This is a genomic window from uncultured Microscilla sp. (assembly GCF_947493425.1).
Taxonomy (GTDB): domain Bacteria; phylum Bacteroidota; class Bacteroidia; order Cytophagales; family Microscillaceae; genus Microscilla.
This window is the reverse complement of sequence record NZ_CANLRP010000635.1, coordinates 1-261: the sequence shown is the minus strand read 5'-3', so window position 1 is coordinate 261 and position 261 is coordinate 1. Positions and strand designations below refer to the sequence as shown.

Below are 261 nucleotides of genomic sequence, written 5' to 3'. Positions count from 1 at the left end.
CAAGCTATGCTCATCGAGCCTATCAACGTCAGATTGAAAGGAACTTGCGTGGTTTGTCGCGTGTGGGTTTAGGTGTATTAAGCAGTCATATTTTTCCATGTATTCATTAAGGAATATCCCTAACACTTTTATGATGTCAATTTTACAGTCAACAGATTCGTACAACCCTATGTCAAATATTGCACTTAAACTCCACTGCTCATTTGCCTTTCCTGTGTCTTTCCTTAATTGGTCTAACGCGGCACTATCGGCATAAAAACA

The 261-nt window shown here is 39.5% G+C and carries 1 protein-coding gene; it reads right to left on the bottom strand.

Going from position 1 to position 261, the window contains the following annotated elements:
* The coding region (locus tag Q0954_RS34780; protein ID WP_299466890.1) for a hypothetical protein at positions 1-261 on the bottom strand (261 nt) is incomplete at both ends.